At 70.3% G+C, this 24,881-nt stretch carries 27 protein-coding genes and 1 tRNA gene; 18 read left to right on the top strand and 10 right to left on the bottom strand.

Annotated elements, in window-relative coordinates; translation table 11 throughout:
- Window positions 1-13: 13 nt before the first annotated feature.
- The 3 genes from BN6_RS06500 to BN6_RS06490 are packed head-to-tail and all read left to right on the top strand — an operon-like array spanning window position 14 to window position 2,377.
- Window positions 14-628, top strand: coding sequence for a TetR/AcrR family transcriptional regulator (locus BN6_RS06500; RefSeq protein ID WP_015098758.1), 615 nt, complete (start codon window positions 14-16; stop codon window positions 626-628).
- The gene (locus tag BN6_RS06495; RefSeq protein WP_015098757.1) at window positions 625-1,554 is read left to right on the top strand and encodes a daunorubicin resistance protein DrrA family ABC transporter ATP-binding protein; all 930 of its coding nucleotides are present in this window, start codon (window positions 625-627) and stop codon (window positions 1,552-1,554) included. The genes BN6_RS06500 and BN6_RS06495 overlap by 4 nt, the downstream gene beginning before the upstream one ends.
- A 13-nt stretch (window positions 1,555-1,567) precedes the next feature.
- Window positions 1,568-2,377 (top strand): ABC transporter permease, encoded by an 810-nt coding sequence (locus BN6_RS06490; protein ID WP_015098756.1) that lies wholly within the window; start codon window positions 1,568-1,570, stop codon window positions 2,375-2,377.
- 281 nt (window positions 2,378-2,658) lie between these two features.
- Here BN6_RS06490 and BN6_RS06480 read toward each other — a convergent pair whose 3' ends face one another.
- Entirely contained in the window at window positions 2,659-4,611 is a 1,953-nt protein-coding gene (locus BN6_RS06480) for a cytochrome c oxidase assembly protein (RefSeq protein ID WP_051075458.1), read from the bottom strand.
- Window positions 4,612-4,691: 80 nt separating this feature from the next.
- On the opposite strand from BN6_RS06480, the gene BN6_RS06475 reads away from it, so the two are divergent.
- Window positions 4,692-5,258 carry a DUF3558 family protein gene (locus BN6_RS06475; protein ID WP_015098753.1) on the top strand — a complete coding sequence of 189 codons (567 nt, stop codon included), beginning with the start codon at window positions 4,692-4,694 and terminating at the stop codon, window positions 5,256-5,258.
- Here the strand turns inward: BN6_RS06475 and BN6_RS06470 are convergent.
- Entirely contained in the window at window positions 5,224-6,402 is a 1,179-nt protein-coding gene (locus BN6_RS06470) for an MFS transporter (protein WP_041312146.1), read from the bottom strand. The two genes, BN6_RS06475 and BN6_RS06470, sit on opposite strands and share 35 nt — an antisense overlap.
- A gap of 61 nt (window positions 6,403-6,463) precedes the next feature.
- Between BN6_RS06470 and BN6_RS06465 the strand changes: the two genes are divergently transcribed.
- The 3 genes from BN6_RS06465 to BN6_RS06455 all read left to right on the top strand — a co-directional run bounded on the left by BN6_RS06465 (window position 6,464) and on the right by BN6_RS06455 (window position 8,596).
- Entirely contained in the window at window positions 6,464-7,495 is a 1,032-nt protein-coding gene (locus tag BN6_RS06465; protein WP_015098751.1) for a LacI family DNA-binding transcriptional regulator, read from the top strand.
- A 126-nt stretch (window positions 7,496-7,621) separates the two neighbouring features.
- Window positions 7,622-7,694, top strand: a tRNA-Arg gene (locus BN6_RS06460).
- Window positions 7,695-8,272: 578 nt separating this feature from the next.
- Entirely contained in the window at window positions 8,273-8,596 is a 324-nt protein-coding gene (locus BN6_RS06455; RefSeq protein WP_041312143.1) for a hypothetical protein, read from the top strand.
- 30 nt (window positions 8,597-8,626) lie between these two features.
- Here the strand turns inward: BN6_RS06455 and BN6_RS06450 are convergent, their stop codons facing one another.
- The 3 genes from BN6_RS06450 to BN6_RS06445 are packed head-to-tail and all read right to left on the bottom strand — an operon-like array spanning window position 8,627 to window position 9,656.
- A complete protein-coding gene (locus BN6_RS06450) occupies window positions 8,627-9,028 on the bottom strand; it encodes an Imm1 family immunity protein (RefSeq protein ID WP_158509350.1) in 402 nt (133 codons plus the stop codon).
- Between the two features lie 2 nt (window positions 9,029-9,030).
- Window positions 9,031-9,351, bottom strand: coding sequence for a DddA-like double-stranded DNA deaminase toxin (locus BN6_RS43325; RefSeq protein WP_269454323.1), 321 nt, complete (start codon window positions 9,349-9,351; stop codon window positions 9,031-9,033).
- A gap of 5 nt (window positions 9,352-9,356) precedes the next feature.
- Window positions 9,357-9,656, bottom strand: a complete 300-nt coding sequence (locus BN6_RS06445; RefSeq protein WP_148302759.1) for a hypothetical protein — start codon at window positions 9,654-9,656, stop codon at window positions 9,357-9,359.
- A 163-nt stretch (window positions 9,657-9,819) separates the two neighbouring features.
- On the opposite strand from BN6_RS06445, the gene BN6_RS06440 reads away from it, so the two are divergent.
- Window positions 9,820-10,194 carry a hypothetical protein gene (locus tag BN6_RS06440; RefSeq protein WP_041312138.1) on the top strand — a complete coding sequence of 125 codons (375 nt, stop codon included), beginning with the start codon at window positions 9,820-9,822 and terminating at the stop codon, window positions 10,192-10,194.
- 9 nt (window positions 10,195-10,203) lie between these two features.
- Here the strand turns inward: BN6_RS06440 and BN6_RS06435 are convergent, their stop codons facing one another.
- Complete coding sequence (locus BN6_RS06435) at window positions 10,204-10,989, bottom strand: NYN domain-containing protein (protein WP_015098747.1); 786 nt, start codon at window positions 10,987-10,989, stop codon at window positions 10,204-10,206.
- A gap of 186 nt (window positions 10,990-11,175) precedes the next feature.
- Here BN6_RS06435 and BN6_RS06430 point away from each other — a divergent pair, with 186 nt between their 5' ends.
- Window positions 11,176-11,697 (top strand): hypothetical protein, encoded by a 522-nt coding sequence (locus BN6_RS06430; protein WP_148302758.1) that lies wholly within the window; start codon window positions 11,176-11,178, stop codon window positions 11,695-11,697.
- A gap of 240 nt (window positions 11,698-11,937) precedes the next feature.
- Window positions 11,938-13,410, top strand: a complete 1,473-nt coding sequence (locus tag BN6_RS48410; protein WP_231905088.1) for a proprotein convertase P-domain-containing protein — start codon at window positions 11,938-11,940, stop codon at window positions 13,408-13,410.
- Between the two features lie 94 nt (window positions 13,411-13,504).
- On the opposite strand, the gene BN6_RS06420 is transcribed toward BN6_RS48410, so the two are convergent.
- Window positions 13,505-14,296, bottom strand: a complete 792-nt coding sequence (locus BN6_RS06420; RefSeq protein ID WP_041312132.1) for an SAM-dependent methyltransferase — start codon at window positions 14,294-14,296, stop codon at window positions 13,505-13,507.
- Between the two features lie 265 nt (window positions 14,297-14,561).
- Between BN6_RS06420 and BN6_RS06415 the strand changes: the two genes are divergently transcribed.
- The 3 genes from BN6_RS06415 (at window position 14,562) to BN6_RS06405 (ending at window position 16,266) form a co-directional block, all read left to right on the top strand.
- Window positions 14,562-15,125, top strand: coding sequence for a Uma2 family endonuclease (locus BN6_RS06415; protein WP_015098743.1), 564 nt, complete (start codon window positions 14,562-14,564; stop codon window positions 15,123-15,125).
- A 37-nt stretch (window positions 15,126-15,162) separates the two neighbouring features.
- On the top strand, window positions 15,163-15,573 hold the full coding sequence (locus BN6_RS06410; RefSeq protein WP_015098742.1) for a MarR family winged helix-turn-helix transcriptional regulator: 411 nt from the start codon (window positions 15,163-15,165) through the stop codon (window positions 15,571-15,573).
- Between the two features lie 66 nt (window positions 15,574-15,639).
- A complete protein-coding gene (locus BN6_RS06405; protein ID WP_015098741.1) occupies window positions 15,640-16,266 on the top strand; it encodes a hypothetical protein in 627 nt (208 codons plus the stop codon).
- Window positions 16,267-16,367: 101 nt separating this feature from the next.
- Here BN6_RS06405 and BN6_RS06400 read toward each other — a convergent pair whose 3' ends face one another.
- On the bottom strand, window positions 16,368-17,945 hold the full coding sequence (locus BN6_RS06400) for an amidohydrolase (protein ID WP_015098740.1): 1,578 nt from the start codon (window positions 17,943-17,945) through the stop codon (window positions 16,368-16,370).
- Window positions 17,946-17,992: 47 nt separating this feature from the next.
- Here BN6_RS06400 and BN6_RS06395 point away from each other — a divergent pair, with 47 nt between their 5' ends.
- On the top strand, window positions 17,993-18,178 hold the full coding sequence (locus tag BN6_RS06395) for a hypothetical protein (protein WP_015098739.1): 186 nt from the start codon (window positions 17,993-17,995) through the stop codon (window positions 18,176-18,178).
- 37 nt (window positions 18,179-18,215) lie between these two features.
- Here BN6_RS06395 and BN6_RS06390 read toward each other — a convergent pair whose 3' ends face one another.
- Window positions 18,216-18,554 carry a hypothetical protein gene (locus tag BN6_RS06390; RefSeq protein ID WP_015098738.1) on the bottom strand — a complete coding sequence of 113 codons (339 nt, stop codon included), beginning with the start codon at window positions 18,552-18,554 and terminating at the stop codon, window positions 18,216-18,218.
- A 325-nt stretch (window positions 18,555-18,879) separates the two neighbouring features.
- Here BN6_RS06390 and BN6_RS06385 point away from each other — a divergent pair, with 325 nt between their 5' ends.
- Window positions 18,880-19,827 carry a methionyl-tRNA formyltransferase gene (locus BN6_RS06385; RefSeq protein ID WP_015098737.1) on the top strand — a complete coding sequence of 316 codons (948 nt, stop codon included), beginning with the start codon at window positions 18,880-18,882 and terminating at the stop codon, window positions 19,825-19,827.
- 197 nt (window positions 19,828-20,024) lie between these two features.
- On the top strand, window positions 20,025-20,705 hold the full coding sequence (locus tag BN6_RS06380) for an HNH endonuclease family protein (RefSeq protein WP_015098736.1): 681 nt from the start codon (window positions 20,025-20,027) through the stop codon (window positions 20,703-20,705).
- 13 nt (window positions 20,706-20,718) lie between these two features.
- Here the strand turns inward: BN6_RS06380 and BN6_RS06375 are convergent, their stop codons facing one another.
- Window positions 20,719-21,513, bottom strand: coding sequence for a hypothetical protein (locus BN6_RS06375; RefSeq protein WP_015098735.1), 795 nt, complete (start codon window positions 21,511-21,513; stop codon window positions 20,719-20,721).
- Window positions 21,514-21,663: 150 nt separating this feature from the next.
- Here BN6_RS06375 and BN6_RS06370 point away from each other — a divergent pair, with 150 nt between their 5' ends.
- Together BN6_RS06370 and BN6_RS06365 are read left to right on the top strand one after the other, a co-directional pair.
- Window positions 21,664-23,145, top strand: coding sequence for a CYTH and CHAD domain-containing protein (locus BN6_RS06370; protein ID WP_015098734.1), 1,482 nt, complete (start codon window positions 21,664-21,666; stop codon window positions 23,143-23,145).
- 84 nt (window positions 23,146-23,229) lie between these two features.
- The gene (locus BN6_RS06365) at window positions 23,230-24,834 is read left to right on the top strand and encodes a beta-N-acetylhexosaminidase (RefSeq protein WP_041312130.1); all 1,605 of its coding nucleotides are present in this window, start codon (window positions 23,230-23,232) and stop codon (window positions 24,832-24,834) included.
- Window positions 24,835-24,881: the final 47 nt, after the last annotated feature.

The raw sequence follows: 24,881 nt of genomic DNA, 5'->3' as shown, positions 1-24,881 counted from the left end.
ATAGTGTTGCACCATGTCGGAAGACACCACCCAGCGCCGCAAGCGCGCACCGGCGATGAGCGTCGAAGATCGTCGCGAGGCCATCGTCGCCGCCACCACCCCCCTGCTGCTCCAGCACGGCGCGAACGTCACCACCAGCCAGATCGCCCAGGCCGCGGGCATCGCGGAGGGGACGGTCTTCCGGGCGTTCAAGGACAAGCAGGAGCTGATCGCCACCTGCGTCCGCTCCGTGCTGGCGGTCGACGCCGAACTGGCCGTGCTCGCCGAAGCACGCCAGGTCGAACAGCTCCCCGACCGGCTGTCGTGGGCCATCAGCGCCGTGTCGGGCTACCTCGACCGGACCTGGCGGCTCATGGGCGTGCTGCGCGAGTCCGGCTACGACCCGCACCGCAAGGGTTCCGAGCACAAGGGCCCGCCCGTGGAGATGCGGCTGCTCTCCGCGCGCATCGCCGAGCTGTTCACCCCGGACGCGCACCGGATGCGAGTCCCCGCGGAACTGGCCGCGCGGCTGCTGATGGGCCTGGTGTTCACCAACCGGATGCAAGGCGAGGGCTTCGGCGAGACCTCCGCCGACACCGACCAGCTCGTTGAGCTCTACCTGCACGGCGTACTGAGGGGGGACCAGTGAACGACCTGATGATCGAGGCGTCGGACGTCGTCAAGGCGTTCGGCGCGCAGAAAGCGCTGGACGGGGTGAGCATCGCCGTGCCCAAGGGGACCGTGCTCGGCCTGCTCGGCCACAACGGCGCGGGCAAGACCACCCTGGTCAACGTGCTCACGACGATGCTGCCGCCCGACCGGGGCACGGCCACCGTCGGCGGGTTCGACGTGGTGACCCAGGCTCACCAGGTGCGCAGCCGGATCGGCCTGACCGGCCAGTTCGCCGCCGTGGACGAGAGCCTGTCGGGCCTGGACAACCTGGTCCTGATCGCCCGCCTGCTCGGCGCGAGCACCCGGGAGGCCAAGGTGCGCGGCACCGAGCTGCTGGAGCTGTTCGACCTCGCGGACGCCGCCAAGCGCCCCTCCCGCACGTACTCGGGCGGGATGCGGCGACGCCTGGACCTGGCCGCGAGCCTGGTCGGCCACCCCGAGGTGATCTTCCTGGACGAGCCGACCACGGGCCTGGACCCGGCCGGCCGGCTCGGCCTGTGGGAGGTCGTGGAGGGCCTGGTCACCGACGGCACGACGGTCCTGCTCACCACCCAGTACCTGGACGAGGCGGACCGGCTGGCCGACTCCATCACGGTCCTCGCGCAGGGCCGCGTGGTCGCCTCCGGCACCAGCGCCGAGCTCAAGGCGCAGGTGGGCCAGCGGACCGTGACGGTCACCCTGGCCGACGCCTCCGACCTGCCCAAGGCGCAGGGAGCCCTGGAACGCGCCGGCATGCAGCCCGTCCCGGCGCTCAACACGCTCACCGCGCCGGTGACCTCGTCGCGCGAGCTGGCCGTCGTGGTCCGCGCGCTGGACGAGGTGGGCCTGGAGGCCACCGAGCTGGCGCTGGGCGAACCGACCCTGGACGACGTCTACCTCACCCTCGCGGCACACGCGGCCTGACAGGAGCTCCCGAATGACCGCCACTCTCGCCGCGCCACAGACCCGTTGGCGCGGAACGGATTTCGCCACACAGGTGCTCGTGCTGACCCAGCGCTCGCTGCGCACGCTGGTCAGCGACCCGCGGATGATCGTGTTCAGCATCCTGCAACCGCTGATCATGCTCACCCTGTTCAGCCAGATCTTCGCGAGCATCGCGAACACGCCCGGTTTCCCGGCCGGGGTGTCCTACATCGACTTCCTGATGCCCGCGATCCTGGTCAACACGGCGATGCAGTCCGCCCTCCAAGCGGGCGTCGGGCTGGTCACCGACATGAAGAACGGCGTGCTGGCCAGGTTCCGCTCACTGCCCATCCGGCTGGGCTCGGTGCTGGTCGCGCGCAGCCTGTCGGACCTGGTCCGGACCGCGGCGCAGTTGGTGCTGATGCTGCTGTTCGCGGTGACGATCTTCGGGTTCTCGCCGGCCGGCGGCATCGCCGGGGTGGCCGGCGCGCTGGCCCTGGCGCTGGCCGTGGGCTGGGCACTGGGCTGGATTTTCCTGGCCATCGCGAGCTGGCTGCGCAACGCCGAGCTCATGCAGACCGTGGGATTCCTGGCGATGTTCCCGCTGATGTTCGCCTCCAGCGCGTACGTGCCGGTGTCCGGCCTGCCGGGCTGGCTCCAGGCGATCGCGAACGTCAACCCGCTCACCTACGCCGTGGACGCGGCACGTGCGCTCGCCCTGTCGCACCCCGTGACGGGTGTGGTGGCCGCGTTGGGGACCAGCGCCGTGCTCGCGGTGATCGGGTGGGTGTTCGCGGTGCGCGGGTTCCGCCGGCCTCTTTAGGACACTGGGTGCGACGCGAGGGAGTCAGTCCCCCGTGACGTCGGCAAGAGGCCCGGCATCACCAGGGAACGTGAACGAGGACGTCCGCACCGGCCCGTCGGCGTAGTGCCTGCCGGTGTGCACCACTCCGCCGCTGCCGAGCATGTCCGGAAGTTCACCGCCGCACGCCTGTTCAAGGTGACCGACGCCCCGCTGGCTGCGCGTGCCGGCTATACGTCGGAGTTAGCGTTCGTCAAAGCGTTCAAGCGGGAGCACGGCGTCGCGCCGGGCGAGTACCGCCGTCACTCCCGCTCGGACAGCTTGCGCAGCATCGCGTTGTAGGCCGCCAGGTCCGCGTCGCCGTCCGAATCGGCTTTGCGGTCCGTGCGGCGCGCGTCCCGGTCGTCCGACCGCGCCCACTGCACCAGCAGCGCGACCATCACCACGATCAGCGGCACCTCGCCCGCCGCCCACGCGATGCCGCCGCCCAGCCGCTGGTCGTCCAGCTGCGACGTCACCCACGGCAGGGCCAGCGCCCGGTAGAAGTTCTCGCCGATCACGGTCTGCGAGCTCATCAGCACGATGCCGAAGAACGCGTGGAACGGGATCGAGGCGAACAGCAGCCCCAGCCGGCCCAACGGCGGCAGCCGGTTGGGCGCGGGGTCGATGCCGATCACCGGCCAGTAGAACACGTACCCCACCAGGATGAAGTGGGCGTTCATCGCCAGGTGCGCCCAGTGGAAGTCCAACGCCCAGTCGAACAGTCCGGAGAAGTAGAGGCCGTAGAACGACCCCACGAACAGCGCCAGCGCGACGAACGGGTTCGTGAGGACCTTCGTCACCGGCGAGTGCACGAAGGCGAGGATCCACTCGCGCGCGCCGGGCGGGTTGTCCTTGCCCGCCGTGGGCAGCGCGCGCAACGCCAGCGTCACCGGACCGCCCAGCACGAGCAGGATGGGCGCAAGCATGGAGAGCAGCATGTGGCTCTCCATGTGGATGCTGAACATCGCGGGCGCGTACCGGCCGAGCCCGGACGACGTGGCGAACAGCACCGTGAAGCAGCCCGCGAGCCACGCGACCGTGCGCCCGACCGGCCACTTGTCGCCCCTACGGCGCAACCGCAGCACACCGAGCACGTACACGACCGCCAACGCGATCGCCGCCGTGCCGAAGATGAGGTCGAAACGCCAGTCGAACAACAGGCGGGTGACCGAGGGCGCTCCGAACAGGTCGTAGCCGATGCGCAGCTCCACCGTGCTCGGGAACGCGCGCCCCTCCGCCGGCGGTGGCGTACGGCTCAGCGCGGCGGCCAAACCGATCGTGAGGAACATCAGCAGCACTTCGACGCCCGCGAGCCTGAGCAGCGAACGGCCCGACCCGGTCGCCACGACCTGCTTGACGCTCTTCTCCCGCTGGAACCAGCCGAACACGCCCAACGCGACCAACGCGAACGTCTTACCCAGCACGAACAAGCCGTAGTCGCTGGTGAACAGCTGGCTCAGCGGCAGCCGCACCCACGCGTTCACCACGCCCGAGAACGCCATCACGATCCAGCACACCAGCGCCAGTCGGGAGAACCTGGTGGTGGCCAGGCCGAGGTGCTCCCCGCCGCGCCGGCCGTGCGCTAGCAGCGCGATCAGCCCGCCGACCCACAGCGCGGCACCGATCAGGTGGTACAGCAGGCTGTTCGTGGCCATGTCATGCGAGCCGCCGCCGGACGAGTGCCCCGTCACGGCCACGGGCACCAGCGCGAACACCGACAGGAAGAACAGCGCCGTGGTCCAGCCCCAGGACAGCGCCAGCCGGCAGCCCAACGCCAGCAGCGCCACGATCACCGCGGTGACCATCCACGCCTTCGTCTGCTCCAGGATGCCCGCGACGGTGAACAGCACCGACGGGTCCAGCAGCGCCTTCACCGGCTGGCCGAGCGCGTCGGCGGCGGTGAACGGGACCGAGGCCACCGCGCCGAGCGTCCACACCAGAGCCGCCCAGCCGGCCGTGCGCAGCGCGGCGTAGCCGTCGGCGGCCAGCGTCCCGTTCTGCTGCGGCGGCACCAGGAAGGCGGCCAGCAGGAGAGAGCCGATCGTCACGACGGCGGCGGATTCGGTGACCACTCGCACCACGAGCAGGCCGGACGTGTCGCCGCCGGTCACGGCGGCCAGTCCGGCGGCCAGCAGCGCGGCTATCGCCGTGCCGACGACCAGCAGGGGGACCAGACCGGTGCGCGTGGAGCGGACTTGGGCGTCGATGGGCACGGGGTCGAGCGTAGGCGGCTCGGCAACGCGACCACCAACCGCCGGACGTGCCCTGATCACACCGGCTACCGTTGCCCATCGTGACCAGCTCTCGCACGTGGGTCGTGCCGGCCCTCTCCGCGCTCGTCCTCACGGCGTGCAGCTACACCATCAACGGCGACCCGTTGCCAGAGACCGGCGTCACACCCGCGAACACCACGACCACCCCATCGGCCGCGTCCGATGGGACGCCGAAAATCGCCAAACAGCGGTCTGTGGCGGGCGTGGACCCGTGCAAGATGCTCACCGCCGACGACCTGAAGCCGGTCGGCTCGATGACCCGTGAACCCGCGCGGCGCGACGACCAGATCCAGGAGTCGTGCCAGTTCGTGTTCGACGGCGCGAGCGTCGTCACGGCGCTCTACCAGAAGTACGAGCACGTACGTCAGCGGCAGTCGAAAGGCCGCGAAGTCCTCGTAGAGGGGCACTCGTCGTGGGTGTCGTGCGACCAGGACGGCAACGCGATGGTGTGCACCACTACGACCGCGGTGAACCCCAACCGCAGCATCCTGGTCGCGATGACGTTGATCGGCGGCAAGGACGAGCAGATGGTGGCGACGCTCCAACCGTTGGTCAAGGCCGCGCTGAACCGGCTTCCGGCCGGCTGAGTTCACGGGCGCGGGCCTTGTCCGCCAACCACACCGTGGGCACGATCAGGGCGACGACCAGCGCGATGACGCCCAGGGCGACGCTGAGCGAGCTGGCGTGCGCGATCGCGCCCATGGCCGGCGGGCCGATCAGGAACCCGGTGTAGGCGACCGTCGTCACCAGGCCGATCTCGCGTTCGCCGCCGGTGCCGTCGGCGCGCTTGCCGGCGTCGCCCGCCAGGTCCATGACGACCGGGAAGCAGAACGCCAGGCCCAGCCCGGCCAGTGCGAAGCCGGCGAACCCGGCGGCCGGGGCCTCGACCAGAACGGTCAGCCCGATCCCGGCCGACGCGACCAGCGCGCCCGCGCCGAGCAGCCGGTATGGGCCCAGCCGACGTTGCACGGGTTCGCCGACGAGGCGCGCGATGACCATCGTGATAGAGAAGCCCGCGTAGGCCGCGGCGGCGACCGCCTCCGTAAGGCCGCGTTCGCGGACGAAGAACAGTGTCGACCAGTCTGCCGACGCGCCTTCGGCGATCGCGGAGAGCACGGTGATGCCCGCGAGCAGCCACAGCAGCGGACGGCGCACGACGGAACGGTCCCCGGCGCGTTCCGCAGCCGTCTCGCCGGTAGCGCCGGGCACCGAGCGGACCACGGCGGCCATCGCCAGCGCGCCGATAACCGCGACCACCACGAGGTGCGTGCGCAGCCCCCATCCCGCCGCGGAGGCGCCGGCAGCGCCCAGCGAGCCCACCAGCCCGCCGACGCTGAACCCGGCGTGGAACTGGGGCATCAGCGGTCGGTCGAGGGCGCGCGAGGCGGCGACCGCGGCGACGTTCATGCCGACGTCCAGCGCCGCGCCGCAGCCGCCGAGCACGAACAGGTTCAAGCCGAGGTGCAGCGGCGAGCCGGCCAGCGAGAGGGCGGGCGCGGCCAGCACCGTGACGATCGCGCCGATCACGATCAGCCGGCGCGCGCCGACCGTCGCGCACAGGCGGGCCGCGAAGGGCGCGGTGATCGCGAGTCCGATGCTGGAGCCGAGCAGCGCCAGGCCCAGGGTCGCCTCGTTCGCGCCCACCTGTGCGGCGAGAGTCGGCATCCGGGCAGCCCAGGACAAGAACACGGCCCCGTTGAAGAGGAACACTGTGAAGACCGCGAGGCGCATGCGGAGAGTCTGGCTGAAGCGCTTCAGGACATCCACCGGGTCCGCTGGTTAACCTCGTCACGTGGACCGCCCCCGCAAACCGACCCTCGACACCGTGGCCAGCGCGGTCGGGGTGTCGCGCGCCACGGTCTCCAACGCCTACAACCGGCCCGACCAGCTCTCGGCGGCGCTGCGCGAACGCATCCTGGAGACCGCGGCGTCGATCGGCTACGCGGGCCCCGACCCGGTCGCGCGCAGCCTCGCCACCCGACACAGCGCGGCGGTCGGCATCATGCTCGGCCAGCCGCTGTGCGCGGCGTTCTCCGACCCTGCGGTGTCACTCGTGCTGGACGGCCTCGCGTCCACCGTCGACGGTCACGACCACTGCCTGGTGCTGATGCCCGGAGGCACCGAGGGCGGACCGCGCCCGTCGACCGTGGCGCGCGCTCAGGCGGACGTGGTCGTGGCGTACTCGCTGCCGGACGACGCGCCGGCGCTGGACGTCGTAAGGGCGCGCGGACTGCCGTTGGTCGTGATCGACCAGCCCGTGCTGCCGGACACCGCACGGGTCGAGGTGGACGACGTGGGCGGCGCACGGATGGCCGCGGCACACCTGTGGGAGCTGGGGCACCGGCGGTTCGGGGTGCTGACGTTCGGGACGCGCGCGGGTTTCCTGAGTGGACGCGAAGGTGCGTTCCGGGTGACCCGCGACCGCCTGACCGGGTACCGGGACGTGGTGGGTCACGCGCCGGTGTGGGAGTGCGCTGGGAGCAACCGGTCGATGGGCCGTTCAGGCGCACGGGAGTTGCTGTCGTTGACGCCCCGCCCCACGGCGCTGCTGTGCGCTTCGGACGAACTGGCGCTCGGCGCACTTCAGGCCGTACGTGATCTAGGTCTCCGCGTGCCCGCCGACGTGTCGGTGATGGGGTTCGACGACGTGCCGGAAGCCGAGCACGCGGAGCCCCCGTTGACTACGGTGCGTCAACCCCTGGCCGAAAAAGGCCGTCGAGCGGGCGAATTGGCCCTCCGCCTGCTGGACGGAGGGAGACCAGGAGAGCCGACCAGACTCCCCGTTTCCCTCGTGGAACGCGCCTCAACCGCCCGCCTAACGTGATCCACATCACTTTTCGGCCAACTTGATCACTCTTCCGGTGCCTGGACGGAAACGGTCCACGTCTCCCGGACGATGAGTCCGGTGGGGCAGCTACGCTGCTACAGCGCGTGGTCAACAGCCCCTCCAGCCTCCGTAGCTCAGTGGAGAGAGCGAGGGACTTCTAATCCCGAGGTCGCAGGTTCGAATCCTGCCGGGGGCGCTGGCTTGAAGGCCCCCTGACCTGCAACGACAGGTCAGGGGGAATCCTGAGGTGAGTCATCGCTAGCTCACGTAGAGCCACACCTGGAGCCAACCGGCCCTACGCAGACCGCATGAGCGCTGCCAAGGCTTGCAAGAAACCAAGCAGCGGTGCGACGCAACTCCACGGCATAATCCCAGCTGGAGACTCATGGATCCGGCTGGTTCGGAAATTCTGATCCGAGGTCGCAGGTTCGAATCCTGCCGGGGGCACGTACAGCATCCACACGAGCGCCGCTCACACCGTGACCAGGCGTTTCGTGTGGTTCGCCGGCCATGGTGTTGATCTTTCCCGCCGTGTTGGTGATCTCGGGCCCGGTGTCGGCGGGTAGCCGGACGCTGATGATCACGTGGTCGCCGTCGTCGGTGATCTGGACGGTGAGGCTGGTTGCCTCGAAAACAAACGCAGCAGCGGTTCCGGTGCGTGGGACAGGTTTCCGGTGAAGTACGGGAGCAGGTCCAGCAGTGCCACGTCCGCCGTGTCCGGGCGAGTGCGGCGTCGTCGGTGGCGTCCAACGCGGCGACGGCGGACAGGGCGGCGTGCCGTTCGGCTTCAAGATCGTTATAGGTGCCGCGCAGGACGCGGGTGAATGGGTCGTCGGGGTCGCCGTCCTGCGCCTGCCTGATGATCGAGTTCTGTCGGCGGGCGAGGTCGGCGACGACCCGCCGCAACCGGTCGCGTTCGGCGTCGCGTTCCCGCGCTTCTCGATCACCCACAGTGGACAGGTCGGCGGCGAGGATCGCGCGCCGGTCGGGTCCGAAAATGCGTTCTGTGAAGAATCGGGAACGGCGTCCATCACGACGTCTTCCCGTCATCTCGGCTGCCCCGATTACGAAGACGGCACAACTGGTTACTTAGTGTAGCTCCTGCTGGTCGGCGGGTGTAGTCGTCATCTACGACGCATCCTGCCACCGAACGCAGGTAGGGCGCGCCCCGTTTGACTCCATGAATTCCTTCACGGCCTTTCGGATAACGTCGATAGGAACTTCCGAGTTTGCAGGGAACTCGCGGCCATGCCCCATGTAGAAGTATGAACGCGGTTCACCGTCCGCAGAACCGTCCCCGGTGCTGACAACACCGTGCGGCCACTCCCGCCCTGAATACCGGATCACGCCGCGATCAACCGCTACGCCGACGTCCAACCCTTGCGCGTACGGATCGCCCGACAGGTGTACATCCATCAGCATGGGCGCTGCCGGCGGGGACTCGACGCGAACGCGGTCAAGCAAGGCGTCTACCTCGTCCACTGTGGACAGTGTGACGGGAATGTCGCCGTGCTCGTACAGGTAGTACACGTCTAGGGCACCCACTTCGAGGTCCCACCTCCCTTGTATTCCTGCCTGAACCCGTCAGGACCATATACCGTCATCGTATAACCGGGTGGGAGAACCACCGGAACCAGCGCGTCACACCCCATCGGACCGCGACACGGAAAATTGTTCAATACCAACGTGGCAGACGGAATCCCGTTCTTCCGCATGTGTGCCGCAAGCTTGATCTCCACGTCCACCACGGTGACCGGAATACGACGAGACTTTATCTCTTCGAAAAACCGGAGAGCTTCCTCCGACTTCTCGTCCTTGCCGCTCACTTCCTCATGAACTGTGCCAGAGTTCACGGCGGCTACGGGTTCGTGTGGATGCTGTACGAGTCGCGCCGGGGGCGCTGGTGCAGGTCGTGGAGCTGGCTGCCGATCCTCTTGAGATCGGCCCAGCCCTCACTCGGAAGTTTCCGGTCGTGTGAGGTGAACCGGTGCCGGTGGGGATCGTGGGTCGGTAGCTTCGCTGCCGTGGGGTGGAACAAGCGGAGCGGTTTATGGGCGGCGATGGTGTGCGTGTTGGCGACGACCGCGTGTGCTTCGCCGCCGCCGGCCGTCGTCACGGTCACGGTCACGCAGTCGGCTACCTCTTCGAGCACGAGCACGACCACTACCTCCGCAGGTCCGTCGATCGTGGCCAGCGGGTACTCGGCCGTCTGCGACGGGAACGGGTTTCCTGACGCTGCGGCCTATACCGGGCCCGGCCCGCACACGATTGCGGTCTCCGTTCGCGCCACGCGGGGTACCGCGTTCGGGCCCGACGCTGACATGACTTCGGACGTCGCCACGTTGCCCGACGAGTGGAAGGCCGAGGTGAACACGGCCCTCCAGTTGGTCGCGTGCGTGATGGTGCTCGGCGTCATCGAGGTGCGGGAGTGCGAGTACCGGACCATCGGAGGCACGGCGGGGACTGCCCTGTTCAAGAATCGGCTGTTCAACCGTGTGCTGCGGGTCGAGGTGCGGGCCGCCCGGACCGGGAAGCCGATCGCCGACGCCGTCGAGGCGACGACGGCCACGACCACGTGCGCGGCCACCGCCAAGCAGCCGCCGGTCGGCTCGACCGAGAGCCCGAACCAGTTCGGCACCCTGACCGACGCCCAGCGCGACGAGCTGCTCCTCGGCGTCGTCACCGCCACCGTCTGACCGGGCCGGTCAAGAGGACCGCTTGCCACCCCGCGGACGCCTGGCGCGCACGTAGACGACGCCCGGCTTGCCGTCGCCGGGGCTGCGGCGCTCGGAGTCGAACAGCGTGGTCGCCGTCATCAGGTCGCTGAGCTTCCCGTAGCCGTAGGTGCGCGAGTCGAAGTCCGGGTGCTGCTTGGTGATGATGTTGCCCACCGACCCCAGCGCGGCCCACCCGTCGTCGTCCGACGCCGCTTCCACCGCGTTGGCCAGTTGGCTGACCAGCGCCTTGTCCCCGACGAGCTGCTCGGCGGGCGTCCGCTGGGGCGGGGAGAGCGCCGCGTCGGCCGCTACGACGCCGCTGTCCGGGTGGGCGAGGTTCTCGATGTAGACGAACTTGTCGCAGGCCGCCACGAACGGCTTCGGGGTCTTGCGCTCACCGAAGCCGTACACCGTCAGGCCGGACTCGCGCAGGCGTGAGGCGAGGCGGGTGAAGTCGCTGTCGCTGGAGACGATGCAGAAGCCGTCGAAACGTCCCGTGTAGAGCAGGTCCATCGCGTCGATGACCATCGCGGCGTCGGTCGCGTTCTTGCCGGTGACGTACGCGAACTGCTGCACGGGCTGGATCGACTGGGCGAGCAACCGGTCCTTCCAGCCCTTGAGGCTCGTGCCGGTCCAGTCGCCGTAAGCGCGCTTGACGTGCGCCGTGCCGTACTTGGCCACCTCGGCCAGCAGCGCCTCGGCGATCGTGGGCCGCGCGTTGTCGGCGTCGATGAGCACCGCGAGCTTGGCGGCGTTCTCATTGCCCGAGACCATGCCGGTTCCCTTGTCCTCGACGGGCGGGGCACGGGTCGGCCGCTCCCCTGCTGATCTTCCCGAAGAACGGCGGCGTACGTCTTCTCGCCACGCCGGACGTCGGCCGATCGGGGCAGCACGGTGGGACGCGTGCGCATCGGGGATAGTGTTCGGGCCGGTGGGCGTCGACGGGTGCGAGGGGGCCTGGTGGGGTCGGCTGTTTTCGGCGATCGGGCGTCGTTCGGGGTGGTGGTGAAACCGGCCGACGTGGTGCACGGGGGTGGGCGCGGTATCCGGATCTTCGTGACCGGGGTGGACTTCACCGTCGGCGACGACCAGGTGTACGTGCCGCACTTCCTGTTCTCCGTCGGCCGCACGATCGACGCGCTGCGCGACTGGCCGGACCTGACGCCGTACGAAGCGGTGTTCGGCGGGCGTGACCCGAAGGTGCTGCACGAGAAGGTGGACGACGATTCGCTGGACGACTCGGCGTTGCCGAAGTACTTCACCGGGCGGCTCGCCTTCATGGAGTGGGGCGAGATCACGTTCGGGTTCCGGAGCTACCTGTTCCGCTTCGGCGACCGGGCCTGGCTCACCTGTCGCGCCCACGCGCACGGCAGCGCGCTGCACGTCGTACCGATCGACCTCACGGTCATGCGGGACCTGCTGACGCGGGCGCACCAGGTCGTGAAGGTGGACTACGAGGCGTATCGCGCCCGGATCGGGTGAGATCAGGACTCTCGGCGCTGGAGCCGCGGGCTCCGGTCGTGCGACCGTACGGGTCCGGCCCGGCCTCGACCCGAGGTCTGGCCGGATCCGCCGCCACCACCGGAAACGACCTTTCCAAGGAGGTGCGCCTTGTCCATCCGGTCCCTGCTACTGCCGATGGCGGCTGCACTGGCGTTGGCCACACCCGTACCGGCTGCGGTCCCTGCCCAGGCCGAACCCGCACAAACACCACAACCGACCGTGAACGAGCACGTCACCAAGGCGGGTGAGCTGAAGTCCCGCAGCGAGTCCCTCCGGTACGCGCCCACCGGCCGTTCCTGGCAGGTGGTGCTCACCGAGCCCGGCTCCAGCTACGTCAAGGTGCACTTCGCGTCGCTCAAGCTGGCACCCGGCGACCGCGTGACCGTCGCCGACCCGTCCGGCCGTGAAGTCCACACCTACCACGGCAACCCCACCACCACGGCGTTCCCCGGCGACTCCGCGCACACCGTGCACGGCCGGACGGGCTTCGCGGCGATGTCCGTCGACGGCGACACCGCCGTGGTCACCCTGCACGCCGCGAAGGAACGCCCTAACGCGGCCGTCCTGACCCGACAGGGGTTCGGGGTCCGCATCGACAGCTACTACCGGGGCTTCAACCAGGCCGAGACGGCCGCGGCGAACCCCGGCACGCTCAGCGTGTGCGGCACGGACGCGCGTAAGGACGTGGTCTGCTACCAGACCAACCACCCGACCGAGTACGCCCGGTCCGGCGCGGTCGCGCGGCAGCTGCTCAACGGCCTGGGCCACTGCACGGCGTGGCGGGTCGGCAACACCAACCGGATGCTCACCAACTTCCACTGCATGGAGAGCGCGGCCGACCTGCGGGCCAGCGAGTTCCAGTTCGACTACCAGTGCTCGACCTGCGGCGGGAACAACCCGAAGCCCGGCACCAAGGTCAGCGGGCTGGAGCTGATCAAGTCCAGTCCGCTCAGCGCCCTGGACTACGCGTTGTTCTCGGTGAACAACTTCGACTCGATCAAGTCGTTCGGCACGCTCTACCTGGACGTGCGCGAGCCCAAGGCGGGCGAGCGCATCTACATCCCCGGCCACGGCGACACCAAGCCCAAGCGGCTGTCGCTGTACGAGGAGAGCGACGGCGGCGCGTACTGCAAGATCGACGTCGTCGCGTCCGGCGTGAACACCGGCTACAAGTGCGACAGCTCGGGTGGCAACTCCGGTTCGCCGGTGCTGGCCGGCTCGTCGCACAAGGTGATCGCACTGCACCACCTCGGCGGCTGCCCGAACTGGGGGACCCGGATCTCGCTGGTGAACAACGAGATCGCGAGCCTGATCGACAACAACGACGGTGGCGGTCCCGGCCCGGGGCCGGGCAAGCGGTTCGACAACGCCGCCGACTTCGCGATCAAGGACCTGGCCACGGTCGAGTCGCCGATCACGGCCAGCGGGCTCACCGGCAACGCGCCGTCGGCGTTGAAGGTCGAGGTGAGCATCAAGCACACGTACAGGGGTGACGTGCGCCTGCACCTCGTCGGTCCGGACGGGACGGCGTACCTGCTCAAGGACACATCCAACGACTCGGCGGACGACATCGTGGCCACGTACCCGGTGAACGCCACCGCGCAGGTCGCCAACGGCGTGTGGAAGCTGCGCGTGTACGACGCCTACCAGGGTGACACGGGCACGTTGGACTCCTGGGCATTGCAGTTCTGACGGACCGCGTTGCAGTTCTGACGGACTGCGGTGCGGTTCTGACGCCGTGACGGCCGGTCCGGTGTCCGCTCGTGAGGGCGGACTCCGGGCCGGTTCAGGGTTTGCGGCCGACGGCGGCCAGGCCGGCGAAGCGCTCCGGGTGGTCGCCGACGTCTTCCCGGGACGCCGGGCGCCACAGCGGCAGGTGCACCACACCGGGCTCTACGACGTCGAACCCGTCGAAGAACCGCAGTACCTGGTCGTGTGACCGCATGGTCATCGGGGTCGCGGTGCGCTGCCGGTACAGGTCCTGGTGGGTGTCGGCCTGGGTGTCCTGGCCGTCGTGGGTCGCGTGCGAGATCACCAGGTGGCTCCCGGACGGCACCGCGTCCCGGTAGGCGGCCACGATGTCGGCCGGGCCGTCCTCGTCGGTCACGAAGTGCAGCACCGCCACCATCATCACGGCGACCGGGCGGGACAGGTCGAGCAGGTCGCGGACCGCCGCCAGGACCGCGTCCGGGTGCCGCAGGTCCTCCTGCACGGCGGAAGTCTGCCGGTCGTCACCGAGGATGGTCCGGCTGTACGTGACCGCGATCGGGTCGTTGTCGACGTACACGACGTGCGCGGTCGGGTCGGCGTTGCGCGCCACCTCGTGCACGTTGCCCACGGTCGGGATACCGGAACCGAGGTCCAGGAACTGGTGCACGCCGTGCGCCGCGCAGTACTCGACGGCCCGGCGCAGGAACGCGCGGTTGGCCTGCATGATCAACGGCAGTTCCGGCCACATGCCGATGGCCTGCCGCGCCATCTCCCGGTCGGCCGCGAAGTTGTGCGCGCCACCGAGGTAGTAGTCGTAGACGCGGGCCGCGCTGGGCCTGGTCAGATCGATGTCCGGGCGCTCCCCCATGAGCTGCCTTTCAATGCTGTTGGGACGAATTTCACTCATTTTTCCGCCAGCCGTCCGAGTGCGCCCGTTCAGTCCCTCCGCTGCGCTGAACAGGTGAAACGTCCGGCGACGCTAGGCGAGCCCGCCGGGTGGTGCACGCCCCGTGCGCATTCGTGCGCTATGCCGTTCGGGCGTCCGCAGTCGTGCGTGCGACGTGATTCAGGGTGTAATTACACCTCCAGGGCCGTTCTCCGCGTTGTGGACCTTACGAGGGAAGGCACGCACCATGACGGGTGTACCCCCCGCGTCCGACAGCGGTAGGCCGCTGACGTGGGTGGACCTGGAGTCGATGCCCGATGACGGTCGGCGCTACGAGCTCGTGGACGGGGTGCTCCTGGTGAGCCCTTCACCCCGCCCCGTGCACCAGCGCGCCGTCGCCCGGCTGGTGATCGCGCTGACCGCGGTCTGCCCGCCGGACTGGGAGGTGCTGCCCGCCCCGGTGGACGTGGTGCTGGCCGACGACACCGTGTTCATCCCGGACGTGGTGGTCGGCGACCGCGAGGCGTTCACCTCCCGCGCGCTGGTCGGGCCGCCGGTACTGGCCGTGGAGGTGCACTCGCCCCGCACCCGCACGCTGGACCTGGAGCTCAAGCGGGTGAAGCTGGAGCAGGCGGGCTGCCCGCACTACTGGCTGGTCGACCCAGACCTGCCGTCGCTGCGCTGCCTGGCGCTGCGCGACGGCCGCTACGAGGAGGTCGCGGTGTCCGAGGGCGACGACGTGATCGCGCTGGTGGAGCCGTTCGCGGTGCGGCTGAGCGCGCTCGGGCTGGTCAGCGACAACCCGGCATAGGATGTAGACCCATACCTGCACTCCGGGGAGGGTCGTCTTGTCCGTCCGCGCCACCTGGTCCGGCCTGCGCACGCTGCACAACCGGATCAACGCGAGCCTGGAGCGCGCGCTGCAACGGAAGTTCCACTTCGGGATGTCGGAGTTCACCGCGCTCGGAGCGCTGCACGAGTCGCCGGAGGGCGAATTGCGGATGCAGGAGCTGACCGAGGTCGTCGGCCTGAACCAGAGCTCGGTCTCCCGCCTGGTCGCCCGGTTGGAGCAGTCCGGCCTGACCACCCGGGAGATCTGCGAGACCGACCGGCGCGGGGTGTTCAGCTGCATCACGCCCGCCGGCCGCGACGTCTACCGCACCGCGTCCCCGTTCTACGAGGAGACGCTGGCCTCGATCTTCGAGGAGGTCGCGGCGGACCCCGAGCTGGGCCCGCTGCTCGGGAGGGTCCGGTCGTAACCCCGGATTGTCGTACCCGACGGGTAGAATTCGAACATCAGTTCGGTACGGCGAGGGGAGCCTGTCGTGGTCGTGGAACCGGTCAGCGTCACCGCATTGTCGTTCACCGAGTACGTGATGAGCGGCCAGCGCGGACGGATCAGCATCGTGTCCGAGCAGCGCGAGGTGTACCTGGGGGTCGACCCGTGGGTGTGCGGGTTCTACAACCCCATGCGGGACGCGATGCGCCGCGCGGCGAACTCGACCGACCCGGAGGCGGAGCTGGAGGTCGCGGTGCGCGCGGCGAACCGCAACGGCCAGTCGCGGGCGTTCGCGGAGCTGCGCGAGGGGTTCCTGCCGTGGCTGCGCGGCACGCGGGCAACCGGCGTGCCGGTCCAGGCCGCCCGCTGGACCGAGGGCGAGCTGTCCCTGCGCGTGCGGCCCCACCTGGGGCTGCGGATGCCGGACGGGTCGACGGCCGCCGTGCTGGTCTACACCAAGGAGGCGGTGATGACGCAGGAGTCGGCGAACGTCGGGCTGCGCATCCTCCAGCAGACCACCGCCGACATCCTGCCCGGCGCGACACCGCTGCTGCTCGACGCGCGGCGCGGGCGGGCGTTCAAGATGGCCAAGCGGACCAACCTGGCCAAGCTCGACGCCCTGATCGCGGCCGAGGCGGCGGGGTACGTCGTGCACTGGCGGATGAGCGCGTGAGGGGCGTGGGCACCGTGGACGGCTGAGGCCGGCGGACCGGGTGGGGTTCGGCGGGCTCGGCGGGCGGCGGGCTCGACGGGCCGGGAGCGGCGTCCCGGCGGTCAGCCCGCGAACCCGGTCGGGTCGTGGCGGAACTGGCCGCCGATCACGGTCGCCAGCACGCCGATGTCGCCGATCCGGGAGACCTCGCACGTGCGCGGGTCGTCGTCCAGCACGACGAAGTCGGCCAGCTTGCCGGGCGTGAGCGAGCCCAGCAGGTCCTCGCGCCGGCACGCGTACGCGGCGTTGTGGGTGTAGGCGCGCAGGGCCTCGGTCACCGTCACGGCCTCGTCGGGCCCGACCGCGAGCCCGGTGCGCGACCGCCGTTCGACCATGAACTGCACCGCCCGCAACGGACTCCCGTCCGCGACGGGCCGGTCCGAGCTGCCCGCGAGCACCACCCCGCGGTCCAGGAACGCCCGGCCACGGTAGAGCCACGGCGCGCGCTCGGGGCCCATGATCGCCGAGTAGTCGTCGCCGTAGGCCCACAGGAACGTCGGCTGCACCACCGGGATCACGCCCAGCGCGGCAATCCGGTCGAGCTGGTCGGGGCGCACCAGCCCGCAGTGCTCGATCCGGTGCCGGGCGTCCGGGCGCGGCCGTCGGGCCAGCGCACCGGCCAGCGCGTCGAGCGCGAAGTCCACCGCCCGGTCGCCGATCGCGTGCACCGCGAGCTGCCAGCCGGCGGCGTGCCCGTCGAGGATCGCGGCGCGCATCACCTCCGGGTCGTCCTGCAACTGGCCCGAGCCGGCCACGCCGACGTACGGCACGGTCAGCGCCGCCGTCCGGGCGATCATCCCGCCGTCGGTCCACAGCTTCAGCGCGCCGATCGACAGCCACTCGTCGCCCAACCCGGTGCGCAGGCCGAGCGGGAGCGCGCGCCGCACGCCGTCCGCCGCGTGCGCCCGCACGTCCCGCAGCTCGCCCGAGGACACCATCAGCTGCACCCGGATCGGCAGTGGTTCCCGTTGGTAGGCCGCGATCTCCAGCGGGCTGCTGCCGATCAGCCCCTCCCCCACCCCGGCCTCGGCGGCGAGCACGACCCCTTCGCGCAGGCACTGCTGCGCGCCCCGCCGCACGTCCGACGCGATGTCGGCGATCGAGTAGGGCAGCACCATCGCCCGCACCGCCGACTGCGCCCGCTCGGCGAGGAACCCGGTCGGCGCGCCGGCCGCGTCCCGCTGCACCTCGCCCAGCGGCGGCAGGTCGGCCAGCACGTCGCTGCTCACCACGCACGCGTGCCCGGACAGGTCCTGCACGTAGACCCGGGACCCGACGGCGTCGAGGTCGCGCGCGGTCAGCGGCCGGTCGAGCCCCCGGTGGTCGTACCCGGCGACCTCCAGCCACGCCGAGCGGGGCGCGCCGCGCAGCAGGTCCAGCACCTGCGCCACGGTCGCGCACCCGGAGATGTCGACCGTCCGGGACGCCCGCCCGGCCCATGCCAGGTGGTTGTGCGCGTCGACGAACCCCGGCAGCACCACTGCCCCGCCCAGGTCCACCACGCGCCGCGCCGGCAGGTCGGCCACGTCCTCGTCCAGACCGACGACCCGCCCGCCCCACACCCCGAGGCAGGTCGCCGCGGGTCGCGCCGGGTCCAAGGTCGCGAACCGGCCGCCGACCACCTTCAGGTCGAGGATCACCCCCGCAGGTTAGTCGGCGGCGCGTGGACCCGGCGTAGCCTCGCGGCATGCGCAAGGGGTGGTCGATCGGTGCGGGCGTCCTGCTCGTCGTGCTCGGCGCGGTGTGGACCACGCAGGGCCTCGGCTACCTGGCGGGCAGCTTCATGACCGGCCAGCAGCTGTGGACCGCGATCGGCCTGGTGTGCGCCGTGTGCGGCGTCGCGCTGCTGGTGTCCGGTCTGCGGCGGAAATAGCGCGGCGCTGCGGGACCCCGAAACGACTTGCGGCCCGTCACGCCTTCGGCACGCCCGCGCGCTCGGCCAGGTGCCGCACCAGCACCCCGATCGAGTTGGCCAGTTCGTCGACGAGTTCCTCGGAACGCGGTTTGCCGTGACCCGCGCCCAGGCACCAGGACATGCTGAAGGTCAGGATCGAATCGACGTCGCTCGGCCGGAGCAGGATGGCCTGCCCGACGTGCAGGGGTTCGGCGGAGCCGTTCTCGTGGAGCCGGTGCCAGATTCCGGTCCGGTGGTCGAAAGCCAGGTGGTTGATGCCGGCGGGGCTCGCCAGGACGTAGTCGAACGGCACGTTCGGACCGGGCGCCCACGGGCGTTCGGGGCGGCCGTTCATCGTGCGCCCGCTGTCGTGGTCGGGACGGTGGACACGAGTTCTCCTCGCTTCACGGGGACAGGGTTACCGCCGTCAAGGACTACCACACAAGGCGATATGAGGGGTCCTTAGAAAATCTGCATCCAGGACCCCTGAATCGTTTACACCCCGATTTCCCGGATTCCTGTTCCACCATTCCGGCAATTCCCGAACGGTCCGCGCGCGCCCGGTCGGCCGGTGGCCCGCCGGCCTGACCGCACCTGTGACCGACCGGACGGGTCACAACCCGGCCGGGTTGAGTTAGGGTCGGGTAACTTAGGCAAGCCTAAAACCTTGGAGGAGTCCCATGCGGGTCGTCATGTTCGGCTACCAGACCTGGGGGCACCGGACGCTCCAGGCGCTGCTGGACTCCGAGCACGAGGTGGTCCTGGTGGTGACCCACCCGAAGAGCGAGCACGCGTACGAGCGGATCTGGAGCGACTCGGTCGCGGACCTGGCCGCCGAGCACGGCGTCGAGACGATCATCCGCAACCGGCCGGACGACGACGAGTTGTTCCAGCGGCTCAAGGAGGTCGCGCCGGACGTCATCGTGGCGACCAACTGGCGCACGTGGATCCCGCCGCACATCTTCACGCTGCCGCCGCACGGGACGTTGAACGTGCACGACTCGCTGCTGCCCGCCTACGCGGGTTTCTCGCCGTTGATCTGGGCGTTGATCAACGACGAGAAGGAGGTCGGCGTCACCGCGCACATGATGGACGAGACGCTGGACGCGGGCGACATCGTCCTGCAACGCGCGGTTCCGGTGGGCCCGCGCGACACGACCGCCGACCTGTTCCACAAGACGTTGGAGCTGTTCGGCCCGATCACGGTGGACGGCCTGGCGGAGATCGCCAAGGGCCGCAAGGACTTCACCAAGCAGGACCGGTCGAAGGCCAGCTTCTTCCACAAGCGGGCGGAGGAGGACCTGCGCATCGACTGGACGTGGCAGGCGGAGGAACTGGACCGGCTCGTGCGCGCGCAGTGCGCCCCGTACCCGAGCGCGTTCACCTTCCACAAGGGCGAGCGCCTGGAGATCGTCGAGGCGGAGGTCTCCGAGGCCCGCTACGGCGGCACCCCCGGCCGCATCTTCTACCGCGAGGGCGACGGCGTCGCGATCGTCGCCGGCGCCGACTCCCGCCGAGGCCGCAACCACGCCCTGCTGGTGAAGCGGGTCCGGACCGCGGACGGTCGCGAACTGGGCGCGACGGAGTACTTCACGCACATGGGCGGCTACCTCACCACCCGACCCTGACGACTCCCCGCCGGCACGCCCGCAGCGGTAACCGGATTCGCCCGATCTCCGTCAGTGCTTTGGTCAAGGCAGGGCGCTGAGGCAGTCGGGTCATTCGCCGGCTGCGGGTCGGGCGGATCCGGCGAACGGGAAGGGTTTTCGCGATCCGTGCCACCCGGTGGTCAGGTCGTGGTGGTGATCGCTGATCATTGGTGCCCATGAGCCGGAAGCGGACGACGACGTGGGCGAGCGTGGCGGTGTTGATCCTGCTGCTGGCGATCGGCTACTACCTGACCCGCTACCAGGAGTCGAAGACCCCGACCCAGCCCACGTCCACCGCCGGCCAACCGCCCGGCACCGCGCCCGCCCAGGACCCGGCCCCGTTGTTGGCCGGGTTGGCGGTCGCGGCCGAGGGGAAGATGGCGGGCTACAGCCGGGACCGGTTCCCGCACTGGAGCGGGCAGGGGAACTCGTGTGACACGCGCGAGGTCGTGTTGCAGCGGCAGGGCGCGGACGTCCGCAGCGACAAGGACTGCAAGGCCACTTCGGGAACGTGGGTCAGTGCCTACGACGGGGTGACCTTCACCGACGCGGGGAAGTTGGACATCGACCACACCGTGCCGCTGGCCGAGGCGTGGCGGTCCGGTGCGGACAAGTGGACCGACGAGCAGCGGCAGAAGTTCGCCAACGACCTCGGGGGCGTCCAGCTCGTGGCGGTGTCCGCGACCAGCAACCGGGCCAAGGGCGACCAGGACCCGGCGAAGTGGAAGCCGCCGGTCGAGGGGTACTGGTGCGTCTACGCCGCCAACTGGATCACCGTGAAGAGCACCTACGGGCTGACCGTCGACCAGGCCGAGCACGACGCGTTGGCCGCGATGATCGCGATCTGCCCGAAGTAGGGCGGCGCGCGGGTCAGGGGCGGAGGGTTTCCAGTTGGTCGGCCAGGTCGGTGTGCACCTCGGTGCGGCGGACCCACGCCGCTGAGCCGGAGCCGGCGGTGGGGGGATCGCCCAGCGGGTCCACGGCCGTGGTGACGCCGTACTCCAGGCGGTAGGCGATCAGACCGGTGGCGGCTCGTACCCACGGGTTGGGGTTGGGGCTGGGGATCTCGCCCAGGCCCACGCGGAACCACACCGGCAGGCGGGTGTCGGCGGCCAGGGCTCGCTCCAGGCGCCTGGTCGCCGCGTCCCAGATCTCCTCGCGGGCCTTCTCGCCGGCCAGGATGGCCTCCTGGCGCCTCGGGTCCTCGGCCGCCGCCGAGTCGGCTTCCAGCCGGGCCGCCGCGTCCTGGGCCCCCGGCTCCGCGGCGCCGATCTGCCAGTCGAGCTGGTGCACCTCGTGGTCGAGCTGGTCGCGCTCGAACCGGGGCATCCGGCCGGCGGCCAGCCGCGCCCGCCCGGCGTCCCGCCGCTCCTTGAGCGCCTCGTACTCGGCGACCTCCTGGCGCAGCTCGATCCGCACCGAGTCGGCCAGCACCTCCTGCTCGGCCTCCCACGCGGCCCGCAGCGCGGCCACGATGTCGCCGACCTCGCCGTCGAGCGCGTCGAAGTCCTCGTCCGGGCCGGAGCCGGCACCGGCCAGCCGGCGCTCCAGCACCTGTAGCCGCGCACCGACCCGCCCCAGCTCGGCGGTCAGCAGCTGGAGCCGGGTGACGAGTTCGGCGACGGTCGGCTCGACCGCGTCGAGCCGCTCTTTCTCCGTGGGCACGCGATCCAGCCAACCCCACGAACCACGCCCGTCGAGCCGCCCGCCGGGAAAACCACGCGGACGGGCCGGGACAAACCCCCGTGCAGGTCAACGGCCGCTCACCCACAGTTACCTAGCGTAAACACCCATTCAACGGTGTATGCCTGGTACATGTCGACATCGGTTCACGAGACGGAACGAAAGTACGAGGCCCCGACCGGCGTCGCGCTGCCGGAACTGGCCGATCTGCCGGGGGTGGCCGCCGCCGCGGGCCCGGAGGAGCAGCGGCTGGAGGCGGTCTACTACGACACCGCCGACCTGCGGCTGGCCCGTGCCGGTCTGACGTTGCGCCGTCGGGTCGGGGGTGACGACGCGGGCTGGCACCTGAAGCTGCCGGTGGCCGAGGACACCCGCGAGGAGGTGCGGCTGCCGCCCGGACGGGCCGCGAAGCACCCGCCCAAGGAGCTCGGTTCGCTGGTCCAGGTGCACGCCCGGGGTGACGCCCTGACGCCGGTGGCCCGGATCCAGACCACCCGGCAGCGCTGGCAGCTGGTGGACGAGCGCGGCAAGCTGCTGGTCGAGGTGGTCGAGGACCTGGTGTCCGCGCAGGACGTCGCGGACGCGTCGGTGGACACCTGGCGCGAGATCGAGGTGGAGTTGGGCGAGCGGGGCGACCTCGCGCTGCTCGACCAGGTGGAGCGCCGGCTGGCCGAGGTGGGCATCACCCGGTCGACGTCGTCGGCCAAGCTGACCCGCCTGCTCTCCGGCCGGCTCACGCCCGCACCGCCTCCGCCCAAGCGGGGGAAGTCCGCGGGTGACGTGGTGCTGGCGTACCTGCGCGAGCAGGCGGACGCCCTCAAGTTCCACGACCCGAAGGTGCGCCGCAAGGAGGAGGACGCGGTGCACCAGATGCGGGTGGCGTCACGTCGGATGCGCAGCGCGCTACAGGCGTTCGGGAAGGTCGTGGACCGTGAGCGGACCCGTGAGCTGACCGACGAGCTGAAGTGGTTCGCGGGTGTCCTGGGTGACGCGCGCGACGCGGAGGTGATGCGCGCCGGGTACGAGGCGAACGTGGCGAAGCTGGACCCCACGCTGGTGCTCGGGTCGGTGTCCGCGCTGCTCACGCGGCACTTCGCGCCGATGGAGGCCGGTGCGCACGAGTCGGCCATGACGGCGATGAACAGCCGCCGCTACTTCTCGCTGTTGAACGCCGTGGACGCGTTGATCGCCGATCCGCCGTTGACGCCGTTGGCCCGTGGCAAGGCGAAGGACGTCCTGCCGAAGTTCGTGGTGAAGACGTACACGCGGCTGGCCCGTCACGCGGAGAACGCGCACGACGACGAATCGCTGCACGAGTCGCGTAAGGCGGCCAAGCGGCTGCGGTACGCGGTGGAGACCGTGGAGCCCTTGTACGGCAAGAGCGCCCAGGAGTACCGCAAGCGCCTCAAGGATCTCCAGACGCTGTTGGGCGACCACCAGGACAGCGTCGTGGCGCGGCCGGTGCTGCGCGAACTCGGTGCGCAGGCGTTCCGGGAGGGCGAGAACGGCTTCACCTTCGGTCTGCTGCACGGGCTGGAGCAGGCGAAGGCCGCACGCGTGGAAGAGCACTTCCCGGCCGTCTGGCGGGAACTCGGCACGCCGAAGTTCGTCTGATTGGTCTGGACCTTGACACTGTCGGGGCACGGCTGAAACGGTGATCGGAGCCGCCGCACGGGTGATCCACGCCGATCATGGAGGATGTCCGTGCCTCGAAGAGTGGAACCGACCAGTCGTGCCGGCCGCTTGCTCGGCCCGGCGCTCGCCGCCCTGCTGGTCCTGGGCGCCGCGAGCACCGCGGTCGCCGAACCGGCAGCCCCGGAGAAACCAGTGCCCCTGAGCATCGTGCCCGCACCCGTGAAAGCCGCGCCCAAGCCGGGCGTGACCTACTCGCTCACCGGCGGCACCCGCATCCACACCCAGCCCGGGTCCCGCGAGGCCAAGCAGGTCGGCGAGTACCTGGCGGGCGTGCTGCGGCCGTCCACGGGCTTCCGGCTGCCGGTCGTGCCCGGCGCGTCCGGCCGGGGCATCTCGCTCCTGCTGACCGGCGCGGACCACCGCGTCGGCAAGGAGGGCTACCAGCTCGACGTGACCCGGCGCGGGGTCGTCATCCGGGCGCGGACGGCGGCCGGCCTGTTCGCGGGCGTGCAGACGTTGCGGCAGTTGCTGCCCGCGAAGGTCGAGTCCAAGACCAGGCAGCGCGGGCCGTGGAACGCGACCGGCGTGAGCGTCCTGGACTACCCGCGCTACGAGCACCGGGGCGCGATGCTCGACGTGGCGCGGCACTTCTTCTCCGTGGACGAGGTCAAGCGCTACATCGACCAGATCGCCCAGTACAAGGTCAACCGGCTGCACCTGCACCTGACCGACGACCAGGGCTGGCGGCTGGAGATCAAGAGCTGGCCCAACCTGACCAAGCACGGCGGCAGCACCGAGGTCGGCGGCGGGCCGGGCGGTTTCTACACCCAGGACCAGTACCGCGACCTGGTCGCCTACGCGGCCTCCCGGCACATCGAGGTCATCCCGGAGATCGACCTGCCGGGCCACACCAACGCCGCGCTGTCCTCCTACGCCGAGCTGAACTGCGACGGCGTCGCCCCTCCGCTCTACACGGGCATCGAGGTCGGCTTCAGCTCGCTGTGCATCGACAAGGACATCACCTACAAGTTCGTGGACGACGTGCTGCGCGAGGTCGCGGCGCTGACGCCCGGCAAGCACCTGCACATCGGCGGCGACGAGGCGCTGGTGACGACGGACCCGGACTTCATCAAGTTCATGGACAAGGTCCTGCCGCTGGTGCGCAAGCACGGCAAGGTCGCGTCGGGCTGGCACGAGTTCGTGAAGGCGACGCCGGACGCGTCGGCCGTGCCGCAGTTCTGGGGCACCAAGACGGTGGCCGCGGACATGGTCGCCGCGGCCGCGCGCGGCAACCGGATCGTGCTGTCGCCGGCGACCAAGGCGTACTTGGACATGAAGTACGACGAGAACACCAAGCTCGGCCTGAAGTGGGCGGGGTACACCGACGTGGAGGACGCCTACGACTGGAACCCCGGCGCGTACGTCCAGGACCTGCCGGAGTCGGCGGTGCGCGGGGTCGAGGCCCCGCTGTGGTCGGAGACGCTGACGAACTCGGCGGAGGTCGAGTACATGGCGTTCCCGCGGCTGCCCGCGATCGCCGAGCTGGGGTGGTCGCCGTGGAGCACCCACGACTGGGCGAAGTTCAAGGAGCGGCTGGCTGCGCAGGGTCCGCGGTGGAAGGCGCAGGGCGTGAACTTCTACCCCTCGCCGCAGGTCCCGTGGAAGTAGTCGGCCGGGGATAGCCGGCCGCGGAGAATCGGCTGCGGAGAATCGGC

Origin of the sequence: Saccharothrix espanaensis DSM 44229 (genome assembly GCF_000328705.1) — a bacterium.
In the GTDB taxonomy this organism is placed as follows: Bacteria; Actinomycetota; Actinomycetes; order Mycobacteriales; family Pseudonocardiaceae; genus Actinosynnema; species Actinosynnema espanaense.
The sequence above is the reverse complement of the archived record's forward strand: the minus strand, read 5'-3'. Positions and strand labels throughout refer to the sequence as shown.

What these genes read in the sequence shown, in the direction of transcription:
- BN6_RS06385 (WP_015098737.1), top strand. Translation starts at nt 18,880, where the DNA reads ATGCGGGTCGTCATGTTCGGCTACCAGACCTGGGGGCACCGGACGCTC.
- BN6_RS06365 (WP_041312130.1), top strand. Translation starts at nt 23,230, where the DNA reads ATGTCCGTGCCTCGAAGAGTGGAACCGACCAGTCGTGCCGGCCGCTTG.
- BN6_RS06415 (WP_015098743.1), top strand. Translation starts at nt 14,562, where the DNA reads ATGACGGGTGTACCCCCCGCGTCCGACAGCGGTAGGCCGCTGACGTGG.
- BN6_RS06390 (WP_015098738.1), bottom strand. Translation starts at nt 18,554, where the DNA reads ATGAACGGCCGCCCCGAACGCCCGTGGGCGCCCGGTCCGAACGTGCCG.
- BN6_RS06435 (WP_015098747.1), bottom strand. Translation starts at nt 10,989, where the DNA reads ATGGTCTCGGGCAATGAGAACGCCGCCAAGCTCGCGGTGCTCATCGAC.
- BN6_RS06440 (WP_041312138.1), top strand. Translation starts at nt 9,820, where the DNA reads ATGACTTCGGACGTCGCCACGTTGCCCGACGAGTGGAAGGCCGAGGTG.
- BN6_RS06380 (WP_015098736.1), top strand. Translation starts at nt 20,025, where the DNA reads ATGAGCCGGAAGCGGACGACGACGTGGGCGAGCGTGGCGGTGTTGATC.
- BN6_RS06500 (WP_015098758.1), top strand. Translation starts at nt 14, where the DNA reads ATGTCGGAAGACACCACCCAGCGCCGCAAGCGCGCACCGGCGATGAGC.
- BN6_RS06470 (WP_041312146.1), bottom strand. Translation starts at nt 6,402, where the DNA reads ATGCGCCTCGCGGTCTTCACAGTGTTCCTCTTCAACGGGGCCGTGTTC.
- BN6_RS06420 (WP_041312132.1), bottom strand. Translation starts at nt 14,296, where the DNA reads ATGGGGGAGCGCCCGGACATCGATCTGACCAGGCCCAGCGCGGCCCGC.
- BN6_RS06370 (WP_015098734.1), top strand. Translation starts at nt 21,664, where the DNA reads ATGTCGACATCGGTTCACGAGACGGAACGAAAGTACGAGGCCCCGACC.
- BN6_RS06490 (WP_015098756.1), top strand. Translation starts at nt 1,568, where the DNA reads ATGACCGCCACTCTCGCCGCGCCACAGACCCGTTGGCGCGGAACGGAT.
- BN6_RS06395 (WP_015098739.1), top strand. Translation starts at nt 17,993, where the DNA reads ATGCGCAAGGGGTGGTCGATCGGTGCGGGCGTCCTGCTCGTCGTGCTC.